Raw genomic sequence first — 16307 nt, forward strand, 5'->3', positions numbered from 1 at the left:
GAATTCCGGCATCGGGGTCGTTGCTGAACCGCACCGTCCGCCCGTTCTTGTAGACCGGCTCGACTTCCGGGCTCCCCGGCTCCCGCCGGTCGCTGAACTCACGGAACAGCGTGTTGAAGTTGGGAGGGCCGGCGAACAACGTTCCCGAGGTGCGGTTGCGCAGGTCGTACTCACCGCTGAAGGCGGTCTCGCCGCCGAACGAGCCCAGGCTCTCCCCGGCGACGAACAGCTGGGGACGGTTGTCCGGCGGCAGCTTCGACCACACGTCGTAGACCGCGTCGAACAGGTCGCGCCCGGCTTCCCGTGCCTTCGACTGGTCGACCAGGTAGGAAATCCACGACGGCAGGTACGAGTACTGGATCGCCACGGTCGCCGCGTCGCCGCCGGTGAGGTACTCGAAGCTGTCCACCAGGGCCGGGTCCACCCAGCCGCTCCCGGTCGTGGTGACCACGAGCAGGTTGCCGCGCTGGAAACCTCCGGCCCGGCTGAGGTCCTCTACCGCCAACGCCGCCCGGGACTCGGAGTCCGCCGACGACGCCAGACCGGCGTAGGTGCGAATCGGTTCCAGGGCCGGGCGGTCGACGAACTGGCCGATCTGGTCGGTGGACGGGCCGTCGCCGATGAAGCTGCGCCCCTGCCATCCCAGCGAATCCCACGGCACCACCGATCCCGGGCCACCCGACCGCAGGCTGGTGGCCGGCTGCGCCGCACCCTCCGGAGTCATCGTGTCGCGCAACGAGAAGGCCTCGTTGGCGATGCCGACGAGACCGCCGAGCAGTACTCCCGAGACCACCGCGTAGACCAGCCCCGCGATGAGAAACCAGCCGACCACCCCCGCGGCCCGCCGCCCGATCCACCGGTTGAGCAGCCTCGCGCTCGCACGGTACAGGCCGCGGATGCCGCGTCCGATCGCCAGGAGGAGACAGAACACCACCGCCGCGACGACGGGCGCGAGGACCACGAGCGGGATGTTGTACTCGGTGACTCCCATCAACGCGCGGATCTGGTGCTGCCAGTACTGCCCTACGCCGAACGAGACGGCGAACAGCACCACCGCACTGACGAGGAAGACCAGCCAGGGCCGGCGCCCCGGACGCCGCAGAGACCGGTCGGCGAACGCCCGCCACACGAAGGCCGCGAACACTCCCAGCCCGTACCCGATCGCGGCGGTGATTCCACAGACCACTCCCTGCAGCACGCCCCCACGCGGAAGCAGCGACGGGGTGAACGACAGACAGGCGAAGACGAGTGCACCCCAGCAACCGGGAAGGGTGGCGTACAGCAGCTTCCGGCGCTCGCCGGACTCGGGCGGCGCACCGTCGTCGACTCCGGCGGCGGACGGACCGCCGGGCGAATCCAGGACCTTCTGCTCCATGGCAACCTCCGCCTACCGCTACGGCTACTCCCAGCCGGAGCTCGGAATCCACGTCCATATCGCCCAGATGACGACGGCATCGATCGCGATGATCACGCTGGCCCACACCGGGTGGTAGGGCAGCCACAGGAAGTTGACGACAATCGACAGTGCCGCGATGACGACGGCCAGCGTCCGCGCCCAGATGCCGCCGCTGAGCAGGGCGACCCCCACCAGCGCGATCAGCACACCGAGCACGAGGTGGATCCAGCCCCACACCGTCAGGTCGAACTCGTAGGTGTAGTCGGCACCGACGGCGAAGACCTCGTCGCCGGCGACCGCGGCGATCCCCTGAAGAACCTGGAGGATACCGACGGTGACGAAGAGGACCGCGGCCCCGATCGACGTGCCGGCCGCGACATGCTGTTTGTGGCTCAACTGATCGGACACGACGGTTCACCTCTCCGGACTCGGAAGCGCTGCGCCCCCTCAGTGTGCGCCCATCCGCCCGTGTCGGTGGGCCGAGGCACTATGGACACCATGGACACGGTGCTCGGCAGGTTCTCCGCCCCCACCCGGGAGTGGTTCGCCGGCGCCTTTCCCGCACCCACCGCCGCCCAACTGGGGGCCTGGGAGGCGATCGCGGACGGCTCACATGCACTGGTCGTGGCCCCGACCGGATCCGGAAAGACCCTCTCCGCCTTCCTGTGGGCACTCGACCAGCTGGCCACCCGTCCGCACGACGAGAAGCGTCCACCGGGCACCACGGTCCTGTACATCTCGCCGCTCAAGGCCCTCGCTGTCGACGTCGAACGCAACCTGCGCGCACCGCTGGTCGGGATCACCCAGACCGCGAAGCGACTCGGGCTGGCGCCGCCGGAGATCACCGTCGGCGTCCGCTCCGGCGACACCACGCCCGCGGACCGCCGCGCCCTGGTCCGCACACCCCCCGACATCCTCATCACCACCCCCGAGTCGCTGTTCCTGATGCTCACCTCGGCGGCCCGCGAATCGCTCGCCACCGTGCGGACCGTCATCGTCGACGAGGTGCACGCCGTCGCGGCGACCAAACGCGGTGCGCATCTCGCTCTCTCGCTCGAACGGCTCGACATGCTGCTCGAGCGTCCCGCCCAGCGAATCGGGCTCTCCGCCACCGTCCGGCCGCACGAGGAGGTCGCGCGGTTCCTGGCCGGCGCGGCGCCGGTACACATCGTGTGCCCGCCCGCACCGAAGACCTTCGACCTGACGGTGCGGGTACCGGTCGAGGACATGACGGAGCTCGGGGTCACGGCAGCATCCGACGACTCGAACTCTCCTGCGCCACAACAGGGCTCGATCTGGCCGCACGTGGAGGAACAGATCGTCGACCTGGTCCTGGATCACTCCTCGTCGATCGTGTTCGCGAACTCGCGCCGACTCGCCGAGCGGCTCACCGCCCGGCTCAACGAGGTCTACGCCGAGCGGCTCGGCGCCCCCGTCGACACCGTCCACCGGCCCGCGGCGCAGATCGGCGCCCCCACCGAGGTGAACCACGGCGCGGACCCGCTGCTGGCCCGCGCCCACCACGGCTCGGTGAGCAAGGACCAGCGGGCGATCATCGAGGACGACCTCAAGTCGGGGCGACTGCGCTGCGTGGTCGCGACCAGCAGCCTCGAACTCGGCATCGACATGGGCGCGGTCGACCTGGTCGTGCAGGTCGAGGCGCCGCCCTCGGTGGCCAGCGGACTGCAGCGGGTCGGCCGGGCCGGGCACCAGGTCGGCGAGATCTCCCGCGGGGTGCTCTTCCCCAAGCACCGGACCGACCTGATCCACTGCGCGGTCACCGTCGAGCGGATGACCGCGGGCAAGATCGAGTCGCTCGCGGTGCCGGCCAACCCGCTCGACATCCTCGCCCAGCACACCGTCGCCGCCTGCGCGCTCGACCCGCTCGACGCGGGCGTCTGGTTCGACGTGGTCCGGCGCACCGGGAGTTTCGCCGCCCTGCCGCGCTCGGCCTTCGACGCCACCCTCGACCTGCTCGCGGGTCGGTACCCCTCCGACGAGTTCGCCGAGTTGCGCCCGCGGCTGGTGTGGGACCGTGACGCCGACGTGCTCACCGGCAGGCCCGGCTCGCAGCGCCTCGCCGTCACCTCGGGCGGCGCCATCCCGGACCGCGGCCTGTTCACCGTCTACATGGTCGGCGAGAAACAGTCCAGGGTCGGCGAACTCGACGAGGAGATGGTCTACGAGTCCCGCGTCGGCGACGTCTTCGCGCTCGGCGCCACCAGCTGGCGGATCGAGGAGATCACTCACGACCGGGTCCTGGTCAGCCCCGCGTACGGACTGCCCGGCCGGCTTCCGTTCTGGCACGGCGACGGCCTCGGCCGACCCGCCGAACTCGGTGCCGCGCTCGGCGAGTTCCTGCGCGAGATGTCGCTCGGCGACGCCGCCGACCTGCGCACCCGCCTCACCGACCAGGGCCTGGACACCAACGCCACCACCAATCTGCTGGCGCTGGTCGAGGAGCAACGGACCGCGACCGGCCAGGTGCCCACGGACCGGACCCTGGTGCTGGAGCGGTTCCGTGACGAGCTCGGCGACTGGCGACTGGTGCTGCACTCGCCGTACGGGCTGCCGGTGCACGCACCGTGGGCACTGGCGGTCGGCGCCCGACTGCAGGATCGCTACGGGATCGACTCCACGCCAACGGCATCCGACGACGGCATCATCGTCCGGCTGCCGGACACCGAGGACGCGCCGCCCGGCGTGGACCTGTTCGTCTTCGACCGCGACGAGATCGAGGACATCGTCACCGAACAGGTCGGCCACTCCGCCCTGTTCGCGTCCCGGTTCCGCGAGTGCGCGGCCCGTGCCCTGTTGCTGCCGCGTCGCAACCCCGGCAAGCGGGCGCCGCTGTGGCAGCAGCGACAGCGGTCCGCGCAGCTGCTCGACGTGGCCCGCAAGTTCCCGACCTTCCCGATCCTGCTCGAGACGGTGCGCGAATGCCTGCAGGACGTGTACGACCTGCCCTCGCTGACCCGGCTGTTCGACGCCGTCGGCCGCAAGCAGATCCGGCTGGTCGAGGTGGAGACCGCCTCGCCCTCCCCGTTCGCCGGCGCGCTGCTCTTCGACTACGTCGGCGCGTTCATGTACGAGGGAGACAGCCCGCTCGCCGAACGCCGCGCCGCCGCACTGTCGCTGGACTCGACCCTGCTCGCCGAACTGCTCGGCCGGGTGGAGCTGCGTGAACTGCTCGACGCGGACGTCATCGACCTCACCGAACGCGAACTGCAGCGCCTGGTCCCCGACCGCAAGGCGAGGGACGCGGAGGGCGTGGCCGACCTGCTGCGCCTGCTCGGGCCCCTGACCACGGAGGAGATCGCGGCGCGGGCTGTCGCCGAGCCGCGGGAGTGGCTGGCCGAACTGGAAGCCCGCAAACGCGTCATGCGGGTCGCCTTCGCGGGCCGCCGGTGGTGGGTGGCGATCGAGGACGCCAGCCGGATGCGCGACGCCCTCGGGGTGCCGCTGCCGATCGGGACGCCCGCCGCGTTCATCGAGCCGGCCCTGGACCCGCTCGGCGACCTGGTCGGCCGGTACGCGCGCAGCCACGGCCCCTTCGCGCTCGCCGACGCCGCCGCCCGGTTCGGACTCGGCACCTCCGTCGTGCGGGACGTGCTGCGCCGCCTCGCCGTCGACAAGCGCGTCGTCGAGGGCGAGTTCCGGCCCGCGGAATCGGGCAGCGAGTGGTGTGACGCCGAGGTGCTGCGCCGGCTGCGGCGCCGCTCGCTGGCCGCCGCGCGGCGGGACGTCGAGCCGGTCGAACCGGCGGCGCTGGGCCGCTTCCTGCCCGACTGGCAGCACGTGGGCGGCGGCCTGCGCGGTATCGACGGCGTCGCGGCCGTGATCGAACAGCTTGCGGGCGTCCCGATCCCGGCCTCGGCCTGGGAGTCGACGGTGCTGCGGTCGCGGGTGCGCGACTACCAGCCGGCGATGCTCGACGAGCTCACCACCACCGGCGAGGTGCTGTGGTCGGGCGCGGGGCAGATCTCCGGCAGCGACGGCTGGGTGTGCCTGCATCCCGCCGACGCGGCGCCGCTGACACTGACGCCGGCGGACTCCACCCAGCTGTCCGAGCAGGCCCGCGCGATTCTCGACGTGCTCGGCTCGGGCGGCGCCTTCTTCTTCCGAAACCTCGCCGATCAGGTCGGGTCCACGGACGACGAGTCCCTCGTGGCCACGCTGTGGGAACTGGTGTGGTCGGGACACGTGAGCGGCGACTCGTTCGCCCCGCTGCGCGCGCTGATGTCGGGCACCACCCGGTCCACCCCCAGCCACCGGGCGCCGCGCCGAACCCCACGGGCCCGCCCATACCGCGCGCTCGCGCGACCCACGCTGCCCACCCGGACCGGACCCCCGACGGTGGCCGGACGCTGGTCGATCCTGCCGGAGCTCGAGGCCGACCCGACCGTCCGGGCCCACGCCCGCGCCGACCTGCTGCTCGAGCGGTACGGGGTCCTCACCCGGGGTTCGGTCGTGGCCGAGTCCGTGCCCGGCGGCTTCGCCCTGATGTACAAGGTGCTGCGCGGGTTCGAGGACAGCGGCCGGTGCCGCCGCGGCTACTTCGTGAACACCCTCGGCGCCGCCCAGTTCTCGACCTCCGAGGTGGTGGACCGACTGCGCGGATACGGCGACGGCGCGGTCGCCGAGCCTGCGCGCACCGCCGTGGCGCTGGCGTCGACGGACCCGGCGAACCCGTTCGGCGCGGCGCTGCCCTGGCCCACCGTCGACGGCGGGCACCGGCCAGGACGCAAGGCGGGCGCCCTGGTCGTGTTGGTCGGCGGCGAGCTCGCGCTGTACGTCGAGCGGGGCGGCAAGACGATGCTCACCTTCACCGCGGACCCCGGTGACCTGCACACCGCCGCGATCGCGCTGGCCGACCTGGTGGACGGGGGCGGCGTCGAGAAGATCGTCATCGAGAAGGTGGACGGCGAGTCGGTGCACACCAGCGGGCTCTCCCCCGCCCTGGTCGAGGCCGGGTTCTCCGCCACCCCGCGCGGGCTGCGCAAACGGACCTCCTACGCGCGGGGCTGACCGTGCCCGAAGGTGACACCGTCTGGCAGGCCGCGGCCCGGCTGCGCACCGCGCTGGCTGGGAAGGCGCTGACGGTCAGCGACTTCCGGGTGCCGCGGTACGCGACGGTGGACCTGACGCCGGGACCGGTCGAGGAGGTGCTCAGCCGCGGCAAGCACCTGTTGATCCGGATCGGCGAGAGCACGGTGCACACCCACCTGAAGATGGAGGGCGCGTGGCACGTCTACCCGGCGGGCACGCGGTGGCGACGGCCCGGCTGGCAGGCCCGGGTCCTGCTGGGCACCGACGATTTTCTGGCGGTCGGATTCCAGCTCGGGATCGTCGAGGTCGTCCCCCGGGCCGACGAGGCCGGCGTGGTCGGGCACCTCGGCCCGGACCTGCTCGGCCCCGACTGGGACGCCGGCCGCGCCGCGGCGAACCTGGCAGCGGACCCCGGCCGCCCGATCGGCCTGGCCCTGCTGGACCAGCGCGTGATGGCCGGTGTCGGCAACGTCTACCGCAACGAGCTGTGCTTCCTGCGCGGAGTGCACCCGGCGACCCCGGTGGCCGCCGCGGGCGAACTCCTCGATTGGGCCGAGCTCGCGCACCGGCTGCTGGTGGCGAACCGGGACCGCACCGTCCGCGTCACCACCGGCGACCGTCGCCGCGGCCGGACCACGTGGGTGTACGGCCGGGCCGGCAGGCCGTGCCTGCGCTGCGGCACCCTGGTCGAGTCGGGACCCCTCGGCGACGACGCGGCGCCGGAGCGGCAGATCTTCTGGTGCGCGCGCTGTCAGCCCGCCCGGACCTGACCCGCGCTCACACGAAGTCGAAGAGCGGTGGCACCAGCAGGACGACCAGTGCCGCCCACGCCCCGAAGACGGGCAGGTAGCGGGTCTGCCAGCGTTCGGTCGCCTCGAATCCGCTTCGGCCGCGGACGAATCCGAGCAACAGGCGGGCCGACCACACGAGGTTCACGAGCAGGACGAGGTTCAGTCCCAGCGCGACCACCTTGTTCGGTGTGAAACCGAACTCCGCGATCCGGGTCAGCATCGCCGCCAACATCATCAGGTCGACTGCCAGCGCACTGACGACGAGGACCAACTGGAGTCGGTCGAACAGGTCCGGCGGCGCCAGCGGGTCCCGCGCCGACGTCGCGTACAGCACCAGTCCCAGCACGACCACGAGGATCAGATCCATCAGGATCAGCAGGTTCCGGTCGACGTCACCGACGTTGCCGTCCACCGCGAACGCGGCGAGCAGGACGAGCAGCATCACGATCGTGATCGGCGTGAACACGCGGGTCAGGACGGGCGCGATGTTCTCCACCACGCTCTGCTTCGCCTCTACGAGCCACGCCGCGACGATGACGGCACCGGCCGCGCCGAACGGCAGCACCCAGTCCTCGATCACCCACTCCATGTCGGTGCCGAGCGAGGTGAACGCGCCGACCGTCAGCCCGATGAGGACGCCGCCGCCGAGCGCGAGGAGAGTCAGGTACACGACCCATTCGCCGGTGAACCGGATGAAGTCCATCCGTCTGCGGTCGGAGCGCCAGTCGCCGCCGACGTACGCCAGTCCGACGGCGAACCACAGCACTACCGGTACGTGGATCGCGGCGATGATCTCGGTCGATCCCTCCGGATCGAACGGAAAGAGATTCAGCACCAGTGCGGCCCCCGCGAACGGCACCGCGAGCGCGGCCGCGACCCGGGTGGTCACCCGGCGCTTCCACGCGAAGTAGCCCGCGAGGAAGGGCAGGATGAACACGCTGACGTTGCGCGCGAAGACGTTGTCGTCCAGTTCCGCCCACCGCGCCAGCTCGAGGGTGGCACCCGCACAGAGGGCGAGTGCGAGAACGACGAACAGTTCACGACGGGGCGGGTGCGTGCTCGTGCCGGTCTCCGCCTGGACGAGCACCAACTGCTTCCAGAGCCGTTCGGAATGCTCCCGGGCGAACTCGCGGGAGATGGCGTCCACACTGCCCATCCGTTTGACCGCGACGAGGAAGGCCTCGTCGTCGGCCAGTCCGGCGGCGGCGAGGTCCGAGATCCGGTCGCGCAGATGGTCTTCCATCTCGTCGACGTCCGCGGACGAGATCACGCGATGCCGTTCGACGTAGCCGCGCCACTGGCCGATCTGGGACTCCAGTGCGGCGTCGGCCATCACGACCACCCCTGCGCGACGGCGGTCGGCGGCAACTGCGCACTGCGCCACACCTGGTTCAGCGCGTCCGCGACGACGTCCCACTGGCCGCGCCGCTCGGCGAGCACCGCACGGCCCGCCTCGGTGATCGCGTAGTGCTTGCGCCGGCGCCCGGCGTCCGAGGTTCCCCACGACGCCGAGACGTACCCGGACCGCTCCAGGCGGTGCAGCAGCGGGTACAGCATCCCGTCCGTCCACTGGATCTGTCCCTTGGACAGGTCGTGGACCCGCTTGAGGATGGCGTACCCGTACGACTCGCCGTCCACCAGGATGCCCAGCACGAGCAGCGTCGCCGAGGCAGCCACCAGATCCTTGTCGATGTGCACAGCACCTCCCATACCTAGATCTGCTAGCCATGAACCCTAGCAGTTCTAGGTATGGGAGGCAGGAACAGACGAACCGACGTCGGTCACGGGCGGGCCGCTCGGTCGAGCAGATCGAGGCAGTGCCGGATCAGCCGCTCCCGGGGCACGGTGACGGTGCCGTCGAGGTAGCCGATGAACAGGCTCGTCAGGGCGCCGACGAGACCGACCGCCCGCAGGGCGCGTTCGTCGGGATCGGCAACGCCGCGCAGCTGATCCTGGACCAGCACAACGAAACTCGGGGCCAACTCCAGGCCGCGTCCGCCCAGCGCGGGGTCCCGCAGCGGCGCCAGCAGCAGAACCCGGCCGGCTTCGGGGTGGTCGAGGACGAGGGCCACGAACGCGCGCACCGCGAGTTCGGCGGTCTCCGTCGGGGTCTCGGCGCCGGAAACCGCGGTCACCAGGGCGGCACGGGCCCGCTCGCCGACCTCCGCGTACACCTCTCGGATGTAGGTGTCGCGGTCGGCGAAGCTCTCGTAGAAGTAGCGCTCGGTGACGCCGGCCGCCCGGCAGGCGGCGCGAACGCTCACGGCCGGACCGTCACCGGCGCCGAGCAGATCCACCCCGACCTCGAGCAGCCGCGTCCGTCGCTGCAGGCGGCGCTGGTCGAGGCCGGGGCGGTCACTGGTCATCGCCGCAAAGTCTAGGCAGCTCCGCTGCTCGTGCGCGGTTGACGGGTCCACAGACCCGTCAACCGCGCACGAGCGCCGAAGGCGCCTGCGTCACATGTGGGTGCCGCCGTCGATCCGGATCTCGGTGCCGGTGACGAACTTTCCGTCATCGGAGGCGAGCATCGCGATCACACCGGCGACGTCCTCCGGCGGCGCGAAGCCCTCGCCGATCCACGGGTACAGCTTGCCGATCAGGCTCGGGTCGACGCCCTCCTCCGGGAATCCCGGGTTGCTGGTCATGCCCGAGGCGATGGAGCCGGGCTCCACGGCGACCGCGCGCAGACCCTGCTTGGCGTACTCGAGGGCGATGGCGTGGGTGAAGGACCGGATGCCGCCCTTGGTGGCCGCGTAGGCCGCCATGTACGGGTGCGCGAAGGACGCGGAGGTGGAGCTGAAGTTCACCACAACGCCCTTGCCGGACTCGAGCAGCGCGGGCAGCGCCTGCCGCGTGACCAGGAAGGTGCCGGTCAGGTTGACCCCGATCATGGTGTTCCAGAAGTCCAGCGTGGTCTCCGCGGTGTGCGAGGACCGCAGGATGCCGGCGGCGTTGACGAGCACCTGCAGGCCGCCGAGCTCGGCGATCGCGCCACCGAGCGCGTCCCGCACCGAGTTCTCGTCGGAGATGTCCGCGACGACCGTGCTCAGCCGGTCCGCGACGCCCGCCTCCTCGGCGCGCTGACGGGTGAGGGCCAGCCCGTCCTCGGACACGTCCGCGGCGGCGACGATGCCGCCCTCGGCGAGGATCCGGGCGACCGTCGCCTGCCCGATGCCCGAGCCGGCACCGGTGATCAGCACCTTGCGGCCTTCGAAACGATTCATGTCCTGCACTCCTTCTCGTGTGGTCAACATGCCCTTGACTGCAAGCTACGCCAAGATGGCACAACGTGCCATGATGGTGCGCATGGCGGACCCCACAGCGCAAGTCCCCCGCTCACTCACCGAGCGGCGCAAGGCCCAGACCCAGCTGGAGATCGCCCGCTGCGCCGCCGGTCTGTTCGCCGAGCGTGGCACCGCGGCGGTCACCGCGGACGAGATCGCGGCCGCTGCGGGCATCGGGCTGCGCACGTTCTACCGCTACTTCCGCACGAAGGAGGAGGCGGTCACGCCGCTGCTCGCCGGCGGCGTCAGCGGCTGGATCGCCGACCTGGCGGCCGCTCCCCGCGAGCTCACTGCCGTCGCGGCACTCGAGTCGTCCGCCCGTCGCACCCTGACCCGCACCGACCGGTTCGGCGTGGGCGCGCTGCGCCTGACCCGCGCGCTGCTGCGCGCCGTGCCGGGCGACCCAGCCCTCGAGTCGGTGTGGTTCCGGGTGGTGCACGACACCGAGGAGGCGCTGGTGTCGGTGCTCGGCGAGCGACTCGGCCCCGGCGCGGACCCGCTCGAGGTCCGACTGCTCGCGGTGGCGGGCAACACCGCGATGCGCCTGGCCGTCCAGACCTGGGCCGGGACCGGCGACACCGCCGCAGGCGAGGAGGCCGGACCGAGCCCCGCGGACATCGCCGTCCGGTGCATCCGCACCCTGACCGCCGGCGTCGCGGCTGCGGGTGTGCGTACGCCTCAGGGATGACGCGGCCTCCGACTTACGGACCACCGCATTCTCAGCGAGTTCACACCTGACGCCGATGTGCGTCACGGGTGGAGGCGGCAGGGTGGAACCGGTCCGGGAAACTCCCGCACGGGAAGGCTCGAGATGTTCACCGCACCCCTCGCCGTCGTCGCCCTGCTCGTCATGGCGATCTCCGGCCACCTCGCCCGCTCGGCGCCCCGAAGCGTCGTGCGCACGCACTGACGGGCCGGGACGGGCCGGGCTGTGCGCGTGCCCCGAGCTGGAACATGCCAAGCTGTAACGCATGCCGCGCAAGCCCCTGTCCGCCGAGGACTACGCCAGCCGAGTCAGCGCATACGTCTACGGCAACGTGCTGATCCTGGCCGCACTCGTGCCACTGCACAACACCAGCGTGGTGCACGCGGGGCTGACCATCATCGGCACCGGGCTGTCGACCTTCATCGCGCACGCCTTCGCCGAGTCCGTCGGGCGCAGCACCCGCTCCGGGCGACCGCTGACGAAGATGGAACGCCTGGCCGAGCTGCGCGACTCGGTGCCGGTCCTCACCTCCGCCGTGATCCCCGCCGCGCTGGTGGGACTCGGCGCGTTGGGATGGATCGACCTGCGTACCGCACTGATGCTCGCCGAGATCTGGGTCGTCACCCGCATCGCCGGCATCACCTACATCATCACGCGGCTGCGCGGCGAACGCCCCAACCGGGGCACCCTGGCCGCCTCCATCGGGCTGGCCCTGATCGCGATGGTCGTCGTCGCCGTCAAGCTGCTGCTGACCCACTGACAGTCCGGACGACCTACTCTCCGGGCTGCGCCACGGACCGCACCGGCTCGAGAATCTCCGCGCGCGCCTCGGGGGCCGCCGCCCGCAGCGCGTCCGCCGACGTGTCGTCGGGCTGGGCCTGAGAATGCACCTCCGCCTCCACCCGCGCCCGGTACGTCTCGACCTCCCGGTCCACGGTGGCCTCGTCCCAGCCCAGCACCGGCGCCACCAGGTTGGCGACCTGCTCGGCGCAGTTCACGCCGCGGTGCGGGTACTCGATCGAGATGCGGGTGCGCCGCGCCAGGATGTCCTCGAGATGCAGTGCCCCCTCCGCGGCCGCCGCGTACACGGCCTCCACCTGGAGGTAGTCGGGCGCATCGGTGATGGGCGCCAGCAGTTCGGGTGCCTCGTCCGCGAGCCCCAGCACCTCGTGGATCAGCGAGCCGTAGCGGTCGAGCAGGTGCTTGACCCGGTACGGGTGCAGCCCGTACTGCTCGCCGACCTGCACGGTCTGGTTCACCAGTGCGAAGTAGCCGTCCGCGCCGACCAGCGGCACCTTCTCGGTGATCGAGGAGGCCACCCGCGCCGGGACGTCCTCGGCGGCCAGGTCGACGGCGTCCTCGGCCATCACCCGGTAGGTGGTGTACTTGCCGCCCGCGATGGCCACCAGGCCCGGCGCCACCCGTGCCACCGCGTGCTCACGCGAGAGCTTCGAGGTCTCGTCGCTCTCCCCCGCCAGCAGCGGCCGCAGCCCCGCGTACACACCGTCGATGTCGTCGTGGGTGAGCGGGGTGACCAGCACCTTGTTCACCTGGCCGAGGATGTAGTCGATGTCCGCCTTCGTGGCGGCCGGATGCGCGAGGTCGAGGTTCCAGTCGGTGTCGGTGGTGCCGATGATCCAGTGCCCACCCCACGGGATCACGAACAGCACCGACTTCTCGGTGCGCAGGATGATCGCCGCCTCGCTGACCACCCGGTCGCGGGGCACCACGATGTGCACACCCTTGCTCGCCCGCACCCGGAACCGCCCGCGCTGGTTCGACAGCGCCTGGATCTCGTCGGTCCACACGCCGGTGGCGTTGACCACCACGTGGCCGCGCACCTCAGTGGCCTGCCCGTTCTCCGAATCCCGTACCCGCACACCGGAAACCCGGTCCGCCTCACGGAGGAAGCCGACCACCTGCGTCGAGGTGCGGACCACCGCGCCGTAGTGCGCCGCCGTCCGGGCCACCGTCATGGTGTGCCGGGCGTCGTCGACCACGGTGTCGAAGTAGCGGATACCGCCGATCAGCGCGGAGCGCTTGAGCCCGGGCGACATTCGCAGCGCACCGGATCGGGTCAGGTGCTTCTGGGCGGGTACCGACTTGGCGCCGCCCATCTGGTCGTACAGGAAGATGCCGGCCGCGATGTAGGGCCGCTCCCACACCCGGTGGGTGAGCGGGAACAGGAACTCGAGCGGCTTGACCAGGTGCGGGGCCAGCGTCGTCAACGACAGCTCACGCTCGCGCAACGCCTCTCGCACCAGGCCGAACTCGAGCTGCTCGAGGTAACGCAGGCCGCCGTGGAACATCTTCGACGACCGGGACGACGTCCCGGACGCGAAGTCGCGGGCCTCGACCAGCGCCACGCGGAGGCCGCGGGTGGCGGCGTCGAGTGCCACGCCCGCGCCGACCACCCCACCGCCGACCACGACGACGTCGAACTGCTCGGACCCGAGCCGGTCCCATGCCTCCTGACGCTGGCTCGGACTGAGAAACTGTGTTCCCGGCTGTGCGCTCAACGCGGGCTCCTGTGTGTTGACGGCGGATTCGGACCCAGGCTAGTAGTTTCGAGCCGTGTATGTCGCCGCCATAGACCAGGGCACCACCTCGAGCCGCTGCATGATCTTCGATCACGCAGGCCGGGTGGTCACCTCGGCCCAGCAGGAACACCAGCAGATCTTCCCGCGCGCCGGCTGGGTCGAACACGACCCGACGGAGATCTGGCAGGCCGTCCGGGAGGTGACAGCGGCCGCCCTCTCCAAGAAGGACCTGACCCGCCACGACATCGCCGCGGTGGGCATCACCAACCAGCGTGAGACCACCGTCGTCTGGGACCGGAACACCGGAAAACCCGTGTACAACGCCATTGTCTGGCAGGACACCCGCACCGACGAACTGTGTACCGAACTCGCCGGCGACGCCGGCGCGGACCGCTACCGCCCCACCGTCGGGCTGCCGCTGTCGACCTACTTCTCCGGACCGAAGGTCCGCTGGATCCTCGACAACGTCGAGGGTGTGCGCGAGCGCGCCGAGGCCGGCGAACTCTGCTTCGGCACCATGGACACCTGGATCCTGTGGAACCTCACCGGCGGCATCGACGGCGGGCTGCACATCACCGACGTGACCAACGCCTCGCGCACCATGCTGATGGACCTGCGGACCCTGTCGTGGGACGAGCAGATCTGCGCCGACCTCCGGATCCCGACCTCGATGCTGCCGCAGATCCACAGCTCCTCCGAGAAGTACGGCGAGGTCCGCCCGCGCGGGATCCTCGCGGGCGTACCCATCGCGGGAATCCTGGGCGATCAGCAGGCCGCGATGTTCGGGCAGGCCTGCCTGCGCCCGGGCGAGGCCAAGAACACGTACGGCACCGGCAACTTCCTGCTGCTCAACACCGGCACCACACCGGTGTTCAGCGAGCACGGCCTGCTGACCACGCTCTGCTACCGAATCGGCGCGGCGCCGGCCGTGTACGCCCTGGAGGGCTCCGTGGCGGTCACCGGGTCGCTGGTGCAGTGGCTGCGCGACAACCTCGGAATCATCAACTCCGCCAAGGAGGTCGAGGTGCTGGCGACCACGGTTCCGGACAACGGCGGCGCCTACTTCGTGCCGGCCTTCTCCGGGTTGTTCGCCCCGCGCTGGCGACCCGACGCGCGCGGTGCGATCGTGGGGCTCACCCGCTTCGTCAACAAGGGGCACCTCGCGCGGGCCGCGCTCGAGGCCACCGCGTTCCAGACCCGCGAGGTGATCGAGGCCTGCGTCGCGGACTCCGGGGTGGCGCTGACCGAACTCAAGGTGGACGGCGGCATGGTGCTCAACCAGACGCTGATGCAGTTCCAGTCGGACATCCTCGACGTCCCGGTGATCCGGCCGGTGGTGAACGAGACCACCGCGCTCGGTGCCGCCTACGCGGCCGGGTTGGCGGTGGGCTTCTGGTCCGGGGAGGACGACATCCGCAACAACTGGGAGGTCGGGCAGACCTGGACACCCGCAATGCCGGACGCCGAACGCGATCGCCTGTACCGGGAGTGGAACAAGGCGGTCGAGCGCACCTACGACTGGGTCGACTGACGACGGCCGGTGCCTATGCCGGGCGGGGCCGGGCCAGATCAGGCCCGGCAGTGCGCTCGACCTCCGCCCGCCACGTCTGCAGTCGCTCGCGCCAGTAGTCCGCGGCCGGCCCCGGCCCCGTCTGTGTGATCCGCACCGTGACCCGCTCATCGGTGCCGGCGTCCCCGGATTCCTGCGCACACCCGATTTCGTCGGCGTACCCGATTTCGTCGGCGTTTCCGATTTCGTCGGCGTTCCCGGCTTCGTCGGCGTCCCCGGCCGGACCGACCACCTCGAAGTCGAAGCGAACCTCGATGCGCGGGCCGCCCGAGTCCTCACGCCAGCCCCAGACCATCAGGACCGTCTCGCCCGGGACGAACTCCAGGACGACCCCCGGACGGGAATCCCACGGCATTCTCGCCTGCTCGTAGGCCCCGTTCAGTTCGAAGCCGGGCCACCACCTCGCGGCCGGCCAGTACCGCGTGACGGAGTCCCAGACCTCCTGCAGGCTCGCTCGCATCGTGACGGACTCGTCCGGGTCCGCGGGTGCCGTCGCCTGCCCGCCGTCCGCGGTCATCGTCTCGAGCACCCGGAGATCCTCGATGGACACCAGGGCCGCCGCCGGAGTCCCGTTCCTGGTGATCGTGATCCGCTGACCCCCGTAGGCCACCCGCGAGACCAGGTCTCGCAGTTCCGCTCGTGCCTGCCCGAATGTCGCCGTCATCGACTTCATGTCGGGATAGTAGGAGCGGGCACCGACAGGTTCGGGCTTCGGATCAGGTCCCGGCCGGGGCCCCGCACCGAAGCGGGAGCCCGAGAGCCCGAGAGCCCGAGAGCCCGAGAGCCCGAGAGCCCGAGAGCCCGAGAGCCCGAGAGCAACAGACTGATCGAAATCCGAAAAGGTACGACACGCCGAGTACGTACAAAACGCGGATTCGGTACGGATTCGGCGCGTCGTACCGATTCGGCGAGTCGTACCTTTCGAGTTCGGTGTCGCATGGTGTTTTCTCGGCCCCGGCCGCCGCCCACCG

Annotated in this window: 13 protein-coding genes; 5 read left to right on the forward strand and 8 right to left on the reverse strand. The window is 71.0% G+C overall.

All coding sequences use genetic code 11. The features are described from left to right. Together AC1DU4_RS16460 and AC1DU4_RS16465 are read right to left on the reverse strand one after the other, a co-directional pair. Positions 1 to 1375: alpha/beta hydrolase (locus AC1DU4_RS16460; RefSeq protein ID WP_477841541.1), on the reverse strand; the 1375-nt coding region annotated here is incomplete at its 3' end. A 24-nt stretch (positions 1376 to 1399) separates the two neighbouring features. Continuing rightward, positions 1400 to 1804, reverse strand: a complete 405-nt coding sequence (locus AC1DU4_RS16465) for a DUF7144 family membrane protein (protein ID WP_477841543.1) — start codon at positions 1802 to 1804, stop codon at positions 1400 to 1402. Positions 1805 to 1885: 81 nt separating this feature from the next. Here AC1DU4_RS16465 and AC1DU4_RS16470 point away from each other — a divergent pair, with 81 nt between their 5' ends. Both AC1DU4_RS16470 and AC1DU4_RS16475 read left to right on the forward strand, forming a co-directional pair. Then, positions 1886 to 6424 (forward strand): ATP-dependent helicase, encoded by a 4539-nt coding sequence (locus AC1DU4_RS16470; RefSeq protein ID WP_477841545.1) that lies wholly within the window; start codon positions 1886 to 1888, stop codon positions 6422 to 6424. Between the two features lie 2 nt (positions 6425 to 6426). Further along, a complete protein-coding gene (locus AC1DU4_RS16475; protein ID WP_477841548.1) occupies positions 6427 to 7215 on the forward strand; it encodes a DNA-formamidopyrimidine glycosylase family protein in 789 nt (262 codons plus the stop codon). A 7-nt stretch (positions 7216 to 7222) separates the two neighbouring features. Here AC1DU4_RS16475 and AC1DU4_RS16480 read toward each other — a convergent pair whose 3' ends face one another. From AC1DU4_RS16480 to AC1DU4_RS16495, 4 genes are all read right to left on the reverse strand, one after another. Then, a complete protein-coding gene (locus AC1DU4_RS16480) occupies positions 7223 to 8569 on the reverse strand; it encodes a permease prefix domain 1-containing protein (protein WP_477841550.1) in 1347 nt (448 codons plus the stop codon). After that, positions 8569 to 8934, reverse strand: coding sequence for a PadR family transcriptional regulator (locus AC1DU4_RS16485; RefSeq protein WP_477841552.1), 366 nt, complete (start codon positions 8932 to 8934; stop codon positions 8569 to 8571). Before AC1DU4_RS16485 ends, AC1DU4_RS16480 begins: the two co-directional genes overlap by 1 nt. An 83-nt stretch (positions 8935 to 9017) precedes the next feature. After that, the gene (locus AC1DU4_RS16490; protein WP_477841554.1) at positions 9018 to 9602 is read right to left on the reverse strand and encodes a TetR/AcrR family transcriptional regulator; all 585 of its coding nucleotides are present in this window, start codon (positions 9600 to 9602) and stop codon (positions 9018 to 9020) included. 90 nt (positions 9603 to 9692) lie between these two features. Beyond that, positions 9693 to 10460, reverse strand: a complete 768-nt coding sequence (locus AC1DU4_RS16495) for an SDR family NAD(P)-dependent oxidoreductase (RefSeq protein ID WP_477841556.1) — start codon at positions 10458 to 10460, stop codon at positions 9693 to 9695. An 82-nt stretch (positions 10461 to 10542) separates the two neighbouring features. On the opposite strand from AC1DU4_RS16495, the gene AC1DU4_RS16500 reads away from it, so the two are divergent. Both AC1DU4_RS16500 and AC1DU4_RS16505 read left to right on the forward strand, forming a co-directional pair. Continuing rightward, positions 10543 to 11208, forward strand: a complete 666-nt coding sequence (locus tag AC1DU4_RS16500) for a TetR family transcriptional regulator (protein ID WP_477841558.1) — start codon at positions 10543 to 10545, stop codon at positions 11206 to 11208. Between the two features lie 283 nt (positions 11209 to 11491). Further along, positions 11492 to 11986 carry a hypothetical protein gene (locus AC1DU4_RS16505; protein ID WP_477841560.1) on the forward strand — a complete coding sequence of 165 codons (495 nt, stop codon included), beginning with the start codon at positions 11492 to 11494 and terminating at the stop codon, positions 11984 to 11986. 13 nt (positions 11987 to 11999) lie between these two features. Here the strand turns inward: AC1DU4_RS16505 and glpD are convergent, their stop codons facing one another. Further along, entirely contained in the window at positions 12000 to 13745 is a 1746-nt protein-coding gene (gene glpD / locus AC1DU4_RS16510; protein ID WP_477841562.1) for a glycerol-3-phosphate dehydrogenase, read from the reverse strand. A gap of 55 nt (positions 13746 to 13800) precedes the next feature. Here glpD and glpK point away from each other — a divergent pair, with 55 nt between their 5' ends. Then, a complete protein-coding gene (glpK, locus tag AC1DU4_RS16515) occupies positions 13801 to 15297 on the forward strand; it encodes a glycerol kinase GlpK (RefSeq protein WP_477841564.1) in 1497 nt (498 codons plus the stop codon). A gap of 13 nt (positions 15298 to 15310) precedes the next feature. Here the strand turns inward: glpK and AC1DU4_RS16520 are convergent, their stop codons facing one another. Further along, a complete protein-coding gene (locus AC1DU4_RS16520; RefSeq protein ID WP_477841566.1) occupies positions 15311 to 16009 on the reverse strand; it encodes a type II toxin-antitoxin system prevent-host-death family antitoxin in 699 nt (232 codons plus the stop codon). Positions 16010 to 16307: the final 298 nt, after the last annotated feature.

Source organism: Rhodococcus sp. P4_F5 (assembly GCF_056401315.1).